This is a genomic window from uncultured Streptococcus sp. (assembly GCF_915066115.1).
Taxonomy (GTDB): Bacteria; Bacillota; Bacilli; order Lactobacillales; family Streptococcaceae; genus Streptococcus.
The window spans coordinates 1-10,683 of sequence record NZ_CAJZDT010000060.1; the positions used below are offsets into that span (position 1 = coordinate 1).

General features: G+C 40.2%; 13 protein-coding genes. 8 read left to right on the forward strand and 5 right to left on the reverse strand.

The features are described from left to right. Nucleotides 1–409 precede the first annotated feature (409 nt). Genes QZ565_RS05380 through QZ565_RS05390 form a run of 3 tightly spaced genes read left to right on the forward strand, consistent with a single transcriptional unit; the run spans nt 410 to nt 2,539 of the window. Entirely contained in the window at nt 410–1,051 is a 642-nt protein-coding gene (locus tag QZ565_RS05380) for an amino acid ABC transporter permease (protein ID WP_295526605.1), read from the forward strand. 9 nt (nt 1,052–1,060) lie between these two features. Next, nucleotides 1,061–1,690 (forward strand): amino acid ABC transporter ATP-binding protein, encoded by a 630-nt coding sequence (locus QZ565_RS05385; RefSeq protein WP_295526608.1) that lies wholly within the window; start codon nt 1,061–1,063, stop codon nt 1,688–1,690. A 9-nt stretch (nt 1,691–1,699) separates the two neighbouring features. Continuing rightward, on the forward strand, nt 1,700–2,539 hold the full coding sequence (locus QZ565_RS05390) for an amino acid ABC transporter substrate-binding protein (protein ID WP_295526611.1): 840 nt from the start codon (nt 1,700–1,702) through the stop codon (nt 2,537–2,539). Nucleotides 2,540–2,612: 73 nt separating this feature from the next. On the opposite strand, the gene lysS is transcribed toward QZ565_RS05390, so the two are convergent. The 5 genes from lysS to QZ565_RS05415 form a co-directional block, all read right to left on the reverse strand. Then, nucleotides 2,613–4,103, reverse strand: coding sequence for a lysine--tRNA ligase (gene lysS / locus QZ565_RS05395; RefSeq protein ID WP_295526614.1), 1,491 nt, complete (start codon nt 4,101–4,103; stop codon nt 2,613–2,615). 137 nt (nt 4,104–4,240) lie between these two features. Continuing rightward, nucleotides 4,241–4,858 carry a histidine phosphatase family protein gene (locus QZ565_RS05400; RefSeq protein WP_295526616.1) on the reverse strand — a complete coding sequence of 206 codons (618 nt, stop codon included), beginning with the start codon at nt 4,856–4,858 and terminating at the stop codon, nt 4,241–4,243. Further along, nucleotides 4,858–5,340 carry an aminoacyl-tRNA deacylase gene (locus QZ565_RS05405; protein ID WP_201058133.1) on the reverse strand — a complete coding sequence of 161 codons (483 nt, stop codon included), beginning with the start codon at nt 5,338–5,340 and terminating at the stop codon, nt 4,858–4,860. Before QZ565_RS05405 ends, QZ565_RS05400 begins: the two co-directional genes overlap by 1 nt. Then, the gene (locus QZ565_RS05410) at nt 5,340–6,182 is read right to left on the reverse strand and encodes a DUF368 domain-containing protein (protein WP_295526620.1); all 843 of its coding nucleotides are present in this window, start codon (nt 6,180–6,182) and stop codon (nt 5,340–5,342) included. Before QZ565_RS05410 ends, QZ565_RS05405 begins: the two co-directional genes overlap by 1 nt. Before the next feature lie 94 nt (nt 6,183–6,276). Then, on the reverse strand, nt 6,277–7,077 hold the full coding sequence (locus QZ565_RS05415; RefSeq protein ID WP_295526622.1) for a glycoside hydrolase family 25 protein: 801 nt from the start codon (nt 7,075–7,077) through the stop codon (nt 6,277–6,279). 154 nt (nt 7,078–7,231) lie between these two features. Here QZ565_RS05415 and glmU point away from each other — a divergent pair, with 154 nt between their 5' ends. From glmU to rocS, 5 genes are all read left to right on the forward strand, one after another. Beyond that, nucleotides 7,232–8,611 (forward strand): bifunctional UDP-N-acetylglucosamine diphosphorylase/glucosamine-1-phosphate N-acetyltransferase GlmU, encoded by a 1,380-nt coding sequence (gene glmU, locus QZ565_RS05420; protein WP_084926601.1) that lies wholly within the window; start codon nt 7,232–7,234, stop codon nt 8,609–8,611. 9 nt (nt 8,612–8,620) lie between these two features. Continuing rightward, nucleotides 8,621–9,166 carry an NUDIX hydrolase gene (locus tag QZ565_RS05425; protein WP_295526626.1) on the forward strand — a complete coding sequence of 182 codons (546 nt, stop codon included), beginning with the start codon at nt 8,621–8,623 and terminating at the stop codon, nt 9,164–9,166. An 11-nt stretch (nt 9,167–9,177) separates the two neighbouring features. Continuing rightward, nucleotides 9,178–9,489 (forward strand): cell wall synthase accessory phosphoprotein MacP, encoded by a 312-nt coding sequence (macP, locus tag QZ565_RS05430; protein ID WP_261024576.1) that lies wholly within the window; start codon nt 9,178–9,180, stop codon nt 9,487–9,489. A gap of 16 nt (nt 9,490–9,505) precedes the next feature. Beyond that, nucleotides 9,506–10,198, forward strand: coding sequence for a 5'-methylthioadenosine/adenosylhomocysteine nucleosidase (locus tag QZ565_RS05435; RefSeq protein WP_295526633.1), 693 nt, complete (start codon nt 9,506–9,508; stop codon nt 10,196–10,198). A gap of 76 nt (nt 10,199–10,274) precedes the next feature. Continuing rightward, a partial coding sequence (gene rocS / locus QZ565_RS05440) for a chromosome segregation protein RocS (RefSeq protein WP_295526637.1) occupies nt 10,275–10,683 on the forward strand: 409 nt, incomplete at its 3' end.

The window sequence follows — 10,683 nt, forward strand, 5'->3', positions numbered from 1 at the left end:
TCTATAGAAGGGGAGGTGGAAGAAATGTTTCGAAAAGAAAAAGCACGCAAGCGGTTTTACTTTTGGCTTATCATCTTTATCCTTTATCTTGCTTTTTGATTGTATTGTATTTGTACGAATTTTGGAGATACCTTAGGTATGATTTTACTATCACCTTTTATCTTTGCTTCCCTGCCACTCTACGCCTATCTAATTCTTGGTTTGTTTATCTTAGGGAGCATGAGTTTTGCTATGGATGGTTTTATGTCTCTTTAGTAAAAGAAAGCTAAGATCGAGAAAGGACACATTTCGTCCTTTCTTTTTTTGATAGGTATAGTTTTTCTTTTTAAAGAGAATTTTTTTACAAAAATCCTTGGTTATTTTGTTTATTTATGCTATAATAGGAACAATTATTTTTAGGAGGTGCAGTATGTCTTATTTGTTTGAGATATTACCGAGTTTATTGAGCGGTGCAAGTATGACTTTGCAGGTTTTTGCACTGGTCTTGATTTTTTCTATTCCCTTGGGCGTTTTGATTGCCTTTGCCTTGCAAGTCCATTGGAAGCCCCTCCATCATCTGATTAACATTTACATTTGGATTATGCGAGGCACACCCTTGCTCTTGCAACTGATTTTTATCTATTATGTGCTCCCAAGCATTGGAATCCGTTTGGATCGTCTTCCTGCGGCCATTATTGCCTTTGTTTTGAATTATGCGGCTTACTTTGCTGAAATCTTCCGTGGAGGGATTGATACCATTCCTAAAGGCCAATATGAGGCTGCCAAGGTTTTGAAGTTTGGTTCTTTTGACACAGTCCGCTATATTATCTTGCCTCAGGTGACCAAGATTGTTCTTCCAAGCGTCTTTAATGAGGTTATGAGTTTGGTCAAGGATACTTCCCTGGTCTATGCTCTAGGTATTTCTGACCTTATCTTGGCTAGTCGAACAGCTGCCAACCGTGATGCTAGTCTGGTTCCAATGTTCTTGGCAGGTGCTATTTACTTGATTTTGATTGGTATTGTGACCATTCTTGCCAAAAAAGTTGAGAAGAAGTATAGTTACTATAGATAGGAGGCTGCCATGTTAGAATTACGAAATATCAATAAGGGATTTGGTGAAAAGCAAATTTTGTCCAATTTCAGTCTAAAAATTCCTGAAAAGCAAATTCTGGCTATCGTTGGGCCTTCGGGTGGAGGTAAGACGACTCTCTTACGCATGCTTGCAGGTCTTGAAACCATTGATTCAGGGCAAATATTTTATAATGGAGAACCTTTAGAATTGGATGAACTTGAGAAGCGCAATCTACTGGGATTTGTATTCCAAGATTTTCAACTTTTCCCTCATTTATCAGTTCTAAACAATTTGACCTTATCGCCCGTAAAAACCATGGGAATGAAGCAGGATGAGGCTGAGCAGAAGGCGCGTGGGCTACTGGAACAGTTAGGGCTAGCAGGACATGCAGATGCTTATCCATTCTCACTATCAGGTGGGCAAAAGCAGCGAGTGGCTTTGGCGCGTGCTATGATGATTGACCCGGAAATCATTGGCTACGATGAACCAACTTCTGCCCTAGATCCAGAATTACGACTGGAAGTGGAAAAACTGATCTTGCAAAATAGGGAACTTGGCATGACCCAGATTGTGGTTACCCATGATTTGCAGTTTGCGGAAAATATCGCAGATCAGATTCTCAAGATTGAGCCCAAGTAGGAGGTGCCAATGACTAATAAGAAAATTACTTTAGTATTGGTTTCTCTCCTGATTCTCTTTTTAACGGCTTGTACTCAGAAGGCTAGTGATCCAAAGCAGGATAACTGGGATAAGTATCAAGAGCAAGGTAGTATAACCATTGGTTTTGACAATACCTTTGTACCCATGGGGTTTGAAGAAAAGAATGGCCAATATACAGGTTTTGATATTGATTTGGCACAAGCAGTTTCTGAAAAATTAGATTTCAAGGTGCAATTTCAGCCAATTGACTGGGATATGAAGGAGACGGAACTGCAAAATGGAACCATAGACGCCATCTGGAATGGCTATTCTGCCACTGATGAACGCCGAGAGAAGGTTGCTTTTAGCATTCCATATATGGAAAATCAGCAAGTTTTAGTTGCGAAGAAAAGCCAGCAGATTCATTCGGTAGAGGATATGAAGGATAAGACCTTGGGAGCCCAAGCCGGTTCCTCTGGTTATTTGGATTTTGAAGCCCAGCCAGATTTACTGAAAAATCGTGTAAAAGACCAGAAGGCCAATCAGTACCAGAGTTTCAATGAAGCCTTGATTGATTTGAAAAATGACCGGATTGATGCCTTGTTGATTGACCGGGTTTATGCTAATTATTATCTCCAGTCTGAAGGTATATTAAGTGACTACAATGTCTTTTCAGCAGGATTTGAAAGTGAATCCTTTGCTGTCGGAGTTAGACCAGCAGACAAGAGATTACTACAAGCTTTAAACCAAGCCTTTATTGCACTATACCAAGAAGGAAAGTTCCAAGAGATTAGCCAGAAATGGTTTGGAGAAGATGTAGCCACCAGTCAAGTTAAAAATCAAGAATAAGAAAAGAGATTGAGTTTACCTCAGTCTCTTTTTGTATCGAAAAATCCTCTGGCAAGTACCAGAGGATAAGAGTTTATTTCATTGTTGGGAAGAGCAATACATCACGGATAGTGGTTGTATCAGTGAGGAGCATGCAGAGACGGTCGATACCGATTCCCAAACCACCTGTTGGTGGCATACCATATTCAAGAGCTTCAATGTAATCGTAGTCGATACCTGTTGCCTCATCGTCACCAAGTTCTTTAGCTTTAGCTTGGGCTTCAAAACGGCTAAGTTGGTCGATTGGATCATTCAATTCAGTAAAGGCATTTCCGTACTCTTTGGTCATGATGAAGAGTTCGAAACGGTCAGTAAAGCGTTCGTCTTCAGGATTCTTCTTAGCTAGTGGAGATACAGCTACTGGATGTCCATAGATAAAGGTCGGTTGGATCAAGGTTTCTTCAACAAACTCTTCAAAGAAAGCATTGATGATGTGGCCAACTTCAGTGTAATGTTTCTCAACTGGAACTTTCTTCTCAGCAGCGATAGCTTTGGCTTCCTCGAAAGTCATGTCTTGCCAGAAATCTACACCAGTAATTTCTTTGATAGCATCCACCATGTGAACACGTTTAAATGGTTCGTTAATCTTGATTTCAGTACCTTGGTAGTTAACTGGACCATCACCTTTAACAGCTTTAGCAGCGTGTTGGATAATGCCTTCGGTCAAGTCCATGATATCTTGGAAGTCTGCATAAGCTTGGTAAACTTCGATGGAAGTAAACTCCGGGTTATGAGTAGCATCCATTCCTTCGTTACGGAAGATACGGCCAATTTCATAGACACGTTCCATACCACCAACGATAAGGCGTTTCAAGTGAAGCTCAGTCGCGATACGAAGCACCATGTCAATGTTTTGGGCATTGTGGTGAGTGATAAATGGACGGGCAGCAGCTCCACCAGCTTCGTTGTGAAGAACAGGTGTTTCCACTTCAAGGAATCCTTTTTGGTCAAGGTAACGACGGATTTCAGAAATGATTTTTGAACGAGTGACAAAACGCTCAAAACTTTCACGGTTAGAAATTAAGTCAAGGTAACGTTTACGGTAAATCGTTTCAACGTCTGTCAAACCATGGAATTTCTCTGGAAGTGGACGAAGAGCCTTAGACAAGTGTGTAATGTGAGTCGCCTTGATAGAGAGTTCTCCCATATCTGTACGCATGACTTCGCCTTCGACACCAAGGAAGTCACCAAGGTCTGCTTTTTTGAAGATTTCGTAGTTTTCTTCACCGACAGCATCTTTACGTACGTAGATTTGGATTTGACCTTCGCGGTCTTGAAGGTGGGCAAATCCAACTTTACCTTTACCACGTTTAGTTACCAAGCGTCCTGCGATAGTAGCTGTTTCGTTTTTATCGTGTAATTGTTCTTTATCGAGGTCAGCATATTTATCTTTTAATTCTTGTGAATTTGCAGTACGTTCAAAGCGTTTTCCGAAAGGATCAATTCCTTGTTCACGGAGCGCAGCCATTTTTTCACGGCGAACGATCTGCTGGTCATTTAGTTCTTCCATATGTTCTGTAGACATGGGATCCTCCTAGTTTTACTCAAAATTGAATACGATGAGTCATTTTTTGCGATACTCCCATTTTATCATAAATAGCCAAGAAATTCACGGATAATCTTTAAAAACTAAAAAGAACTTGACGCTAAAATCAAGTTCTGTTATTGATAGGAAGTATCATTCCAAGTATCGAGTGTAAATGTTTCAAAATCATGAGTTTCTAGAATGGTCAGGCTGGCATTTGCTAGGCCTCCATCTTTACGAAGAAGAGGTTCTTTATAACCGAGAAGAGTACGAAGACTGGCAGTAAGATTGGCGCCGTGACCGACAATTAGAATATGCTCAGCTGGACTATCTTTTAATGATTTGATAAATTGGATGGTACGTTTTGTAGTACTATAGAGGGATTCGGCTCCGAACATTTGAGTGTCAAATTGAGCAAGATTAGATCGGAAAGCTTTGATTTGTTGTGGGTAAATAGCTTCCAAGGTTGCAATTTTCAAACCTTCCAACTTCCCCAGCTGCCATTCACGGAGATTAGGAACACTTTCTAAAGGACAGGACGTCTTGAGTTGACTTTGGATAATTTCAGCAGATTTGACAGCTCGAGGTAAATCACTTGAATAAATTTGATCGAAAGGAACATCCTTGAGATACTGCCCTAGTTGTTTTAGGGTTTCAATGGATTCAGGAAGAAGGGGAGAATCTCCACTAGCACCTTGAAAGCGTCCTTCTTGGTTCCAGACTGTACGACCGTGGCGGACAAAGTAGAGTTTCATTACTTGCTGTCCTCCAAGATATCTACAAAGTCAGCCTTTACAAAACTAGCCAAGTCTTGTGGAGCGACGATAATGCTGTGACCGACCTCGCCAGCAGAGACAATCATTTGATCCAAGTCTAGAGCAATCTTATCGATAAAAATGGGGTAATTGTGTTTCTGACGAATTCCGACGGGATTATTGGCTCCATGAATATAACCAGTTGTTTTTTCCAAGTCTTTTTGTGGAATCATGCTCACTTTTTTATTGCCAGAAATTTTAGCTAGTTTCTTTTCAGACAAGTGTTGGGTGATAGGGACAATTCCGATAATCGGTCCTGTTTTATCTCCCAAAAGCGCCAAGGTTTTGAAAATCTGATCTTTTTCATAACCTTGGGGAAGCTCTCCTTCCAGGGCATTGATTTGAATCCCCTGATGTGGGATACCTGCTTTAGACAGGATTTGTTCCACCAATGTTTTTTTGATTTTAACTTTTTTTGCCATTATTTATACTTATCCTCCAATTGGCTCATCCAAATACCAAGCCAGATTCCCAGTGCAAAGAAGAAGGCAATGATGACATACCCAACAAGAGAAATACCGGTGTACTGGATACTTTCAGCATTTCCTGCATTTGGAATCAAGATTAAAAGGGTACTTGAAAGGACGATACCGATGATGAAATGATAGACACGTGAGTGGTAGTTGTTTAAGGCATAATCCATCAATTTTGAAAAAATGATGAGAGTTGCACCTGCACCGATTCCAATCGGGAAGAAGGTTCCCAAGAGGTCAAAGGTTTTAAAACCAGTCAACATAGGAGCATAGAGGCCCAAAATCAAAAGTAGATTTGATGGACTGAGGCCAGGAACTAATACGCCAAGAGCCAGCAGTGCACCAGCTAGGACGAAATTAAGAAAGCTGGCGCTCAAGGTTCCAACGACAAAATTTAAGGCATAGAGTCCTAATCCAGAAATGATAAAGGTTATCCAGAACCAGACTAAATCAATCTTATCTCGATCAGATTCTCGAGTTGATTCTTTGAGGAGGCTAGGAACTGTACCAATGATAGCTCCTGCAAAGCTCCATAAGACAAAGACCTGATAATTTTCAAGCAGGTATTCAATCGGGTAGGAAAATAAGCCGATTCCCAGAAACATACCAATGGCAACTGGAATAAAGTACAAAACATTTTCTTTAAAGTCTTTAAAGGGGTGAGCCAGAAAACCAATCATTCGTTCATAAATTCCTAAGATTGCTGCTAGAACCCCTCCGGAAATTCCTGGTAAGATAAATCCCAGAGCAATGACAATCCCTTTAATAACGCGTGCTAACCATGAGAGCATATTTTTCCTCCAACTATTTCTATTTCAAAAAATCCTTACTATATTGTATCACAATCAAACACAAAAAGAAAAAGCAAATGATAAACAAATGCTTTTAAGGTTTTAAAAAGAGTTTCTTAAAGGTTTCTTCTTTATTTTTTAAGGAAGAGATGACGTTGATATCCAAATCGTGCTCAAAGCCAGCAATTTTCCCTTTAGAAGTATATTGGTGAATATCGTAATCTAAGTCAGTCTTAGGAGTTGCCTCGTAAAATCCTGAGTCAGAACCATAGGAAGGAATCCAAACAGATGTAAACTTGTCAGTATCAATACTGTGTTCTTCCATGAAGTATACTCCTACGTAGATTCCGATATTTTTAGCACCTAGTGATTCTAGTTTTGCACGAAAGGCTTCAACACCTTCGTTCATATTGGACATGGTTTTTTCTTCCACATCTAGCCAATAGTAGCTAGGGCTGTATGGCGATGCGGAATTATAAAAACTTTCAGCAGCTTTTTCCATTTCTTGGATACTTTTACCTGCCACATAAGCGTAGACACCTACTGGGACATTTCGTTTTTGAAACTCTGTGATGTGGGTTTTAAAGGCCTTATCAATACCATTAACATAGGAAGCATCGTTCTCTTTGGACGTTTGAGCACCACTATGAACACGAACAATAGCTCCAGAAATGTTTTGGGAGAGAGTATCGTAATTAATTTCCTCAGGACGTTGCCAACCAGAAACATCAATTACTGGTTTATCTATATTGTGTAGCGCCTGTGTCTCTACTTGCGCGATATTTGACTTTGTTTTTACAGGATGGTCCTCAAAACGAGGGCGATTCAGGATTAAAATGAAAATCATAATCCCAAAAAAACCAAATAAAATAAGCGGATTTATTTTCTTTCTCATACCTCATAATTTTACCTTAAAAATGAGAAAAAATCAAAAAAAATACTTAAAAAATGGGTTAAGAAAGGACTTTAGAGCATTTTTTCATTCAAGAGCGCGGAATGATTTGAAATATGGTATAATAAAAGGGAATTTCTAGAGAAAAGAGAAGATTATGTCAAATTATGCCATTATTTTAGCAGCGGGTAAAGGGACTCGCATGAAATCTGATTTGCCAAAAGTGTTGCACAAGGTTGCGGGTATTTCTATGCTGGAACATGTTTTCCGTAGTGTGGGAGCTATCCAACCTGAAAAGACAGTAACAGTTGTAGGACACAAGGCGGAATTGGTTGAGCAGGTCTTGGCTGGACAGACAGAATTTGTGACTCAATCTGAACAGTTGGGTACTGGCCATGCAGTTATGATGACGGAGCCTATCTTAGAAGGTTTGTCAGGTCACACCTTGGTCATTGCAGGGGATACTCCTTTAATCACAGGTGAAAGCTTGAAAAACTTGATTGATTTTCACATCAATCATAAAAATGTGGCCACTATCTTGACTGCTGAAACGGATAATCCTTTTGGCTATGGACGAATTGTTCGTAATGACAATGCGGAGGTCCTTCGTATTGTTGAGCAGAAGGATGCTACAGATTTTGAAAAGCAAATCAAGGAAATCAACACTGGAACATATATTTTTGATAACGAGCGTTTGTTTGAGGCTTTGAAAAATATCAATACCAACAACGCTCAAGGTGAATACTATATCACAGATGTCATTGGCATTTTCCGAGAAGCTGGTGAAAAAGTTGGCGCTTATACTTTGAAAGATTTTGATGAGAGTCTTGGAGTAAATGACCGTGTAGCACTTGCGACAGCTGAGTCGGTTATGCGTCGCCGCATCAATCACCAACACATGGTCAATGGTGTTAGCTTTGTCAATCCAGAAGCAACTTATATCGATATTGATGTTGAGATTGCTCCTGAAGTTCAAATCGAAGCCAATGTTACCTTGAAGGGGCAAACGAAAATTGGTGCTGAGACTGTTTTGACAAATGGTACTTATGTAGTGGATAGCACTATCGGAGCAGGAGCTGTTATTACCAACTCAATGATTGAAGAAAGTAGTGTTGCAGACGGTGTGACAGTCGGTCCTTATGCCCACATTCGTCCAGGTTCATCTCTAGGTGCCCAAGTCCATATTGGTAACTTTGTTGAGGTGAAAGGTTCTTCAATCGGTGAGAATACCAAGGCTGGTCATTTGACTTATATTGGAAACTGTGAAGTGGGTAGCAAGGTTAATTTTGGTGCTGGAACCATTACAGTCAACTATGACGGCAAAAACAAATACAAGACAGTCATTGGCAACAATGTCTTTGTTGGTTCAAATTCAACCATTATTGCGCCAGTAGAACTTGGTGACAATTCCCTCGTTGGTGCGGGTTCAACTATTACCAAAGACGTTCCAGCGGATGCTATTGCTATTGGTCGTGGACGTCAGGTCAATAAAGACGAATATGCAACACGCCTTCCTCATCATCCTAATAATCAGTAGGAGTCTGTCATGGAATTTGAAGAAAAAACGCTTAGCCGAAAAGAAATCTATCAAGGGCCAATTTTTAAACTGGTCCAAGATCAGGTTGAATTACCAGAAGGTAAAGGAACTGCCCAACGAGATTTAATTTTTCACAATGGAGCTGTCTGTGTTTTAGCTGTAACGGATGAGCAAAAACTTATCTTGGTCAAGCAGTACCGTAAGGCTATCGAGGCTGTCTCTTACGAAATTCCAGCTGGAAAATTGGAAGTAGGAGAAAATACAGACCCTGTCGCTGCTGCCCTGCGTGAATTAGAGGAAGAAACAGCCTATACAGGGAAGTTAGAACTCTTGTACGATTTTTATTCAGCCATTGGCTTCTGTAATGAAAAGTTAAAACTATACCTAGCAAGCGATTTAACAAAGGTGGAAAATCCGCGTCCGCAGGATGAAGATGAGACCTTGGAAGTCCTTGAAGTGAGTCTAAAAGAAGCCAAGGAATTGATCCAATCAGGTCATATCTGTGACGCCAAGACAATTATGGCTGTTCAATACTGGGAATTACACAAAAAATAGAGGAGGTCAGTATGGGTAAACCTTTATTAACGGATGAAATGATTGAAAGAGCTAATAGAGGCGAAAAAATTTCAGGTCCCCCTTTGCTAGATGATGAGGAGACCAAGATTTTACCAACCTCTTCATCCCGTTTTGGTTATGCTAATTCTAAGGGACATGGTTTTAGCCAGGAAACCTTGAAGATTCAGGTCGAACCGTCTATTCATAAAAGCCGTCGCATTGAAAATACCAAGAGAAATGTCTTCAATTCTAAGTTGAATAAAATCTTATTTGCAGTCATCTTTCTCTTGATTTTGCTTGTGTTAGCAATGAAACTTTTGTAAAAGAAAAGGAATTGAAATGAAAATAGGAATTATTGCGGCTATGCCAGAAGAACTGGCTTATCTGGTCCAGCATCTAGAAAATGCCCAGGAGCAAGTTGTTTTGGGGAATACTTATCACACAGGAACCATTGCCTCTCATGAAGTCGTTCTTGTAGAAAGTGGAATTGGTAAGGTCATGTCTGCTATGAGTGTGGCGATTTTGGCTGATCATTTCCAAGTGGATGCTCTTATCAATACAGGATCAGCTGGGGCAGTAGCAGAAGGTATTGCTGTTGGGGATGTTGTGATTGCTGATAAATTAGCCTATCATGATGTGGATGTCACAGCTTTTGGTTATGCCTATGGGCAAATGGCGCAACAACCGCTTTATTTTGAATCAGATAAAACATTTGTTGCCAAAATCCAAGAGAGTCTATCTCGATTGGACCAAAAATGGCATCTTGGTTTGATTGCTACAGGAGATAGTTTTGTTGCAGGAAATGATAAGATAGAAGCGATTAAGTCCCATTTCCCAGAAGTTTTAGCCGTTGAGATGGAGGGGGCTGCTATTGCTCAGGCAGCGCATGCCCTTAATCTTCCAGTCTTAGTCATCCGTGCTATGAGTGACAATGCCAACCATGAAGCAAACATCTCTTTTGATGAGTTTATTATCGAAGCTGGACGTCGCTCTGCCCAAGTCTTACTAGCCTTTTTGAAGGCCTTAGATTAAGCGAAAATTTGACAGTTTTTCTAGCTTATGATAAGATTTAAGTAAAGAAAAGCTAGAAAACGTTTCAGAGGATATTATGAGTATTGAAATGACCGTCAGTGAGATTGCAGAGGTTTTAGGATTATCTCGCCAAGCAATCAATAACCGTGTCAAAGAATTACCAGAAGAAGACACAGATAAAAATGACAAAGGGGTAACAGTCGTTACCAGAAGTGGCTTGATTAAGCTAGAAGAAATCTATAAAAAAACGATTTTTGAAGATGAGCCTGTCAGTGAAGATGTCAAGCAACGTGAACTGATGGAGATTCTAGTGGACGAGAAGAATGCAGAAATTCTCCGCCTCTATGAGCAATTAAAAGCCAAGGATCGTCAGCTATCAGAAAAAGATGAGCAAATGCGCATCAAAGATCGTCAGATTGCTGAGAAAGATAAACAACTGGATCAGCAGCAACAATTGACCCTTCAAGCCATGAAGGATCAAGAAA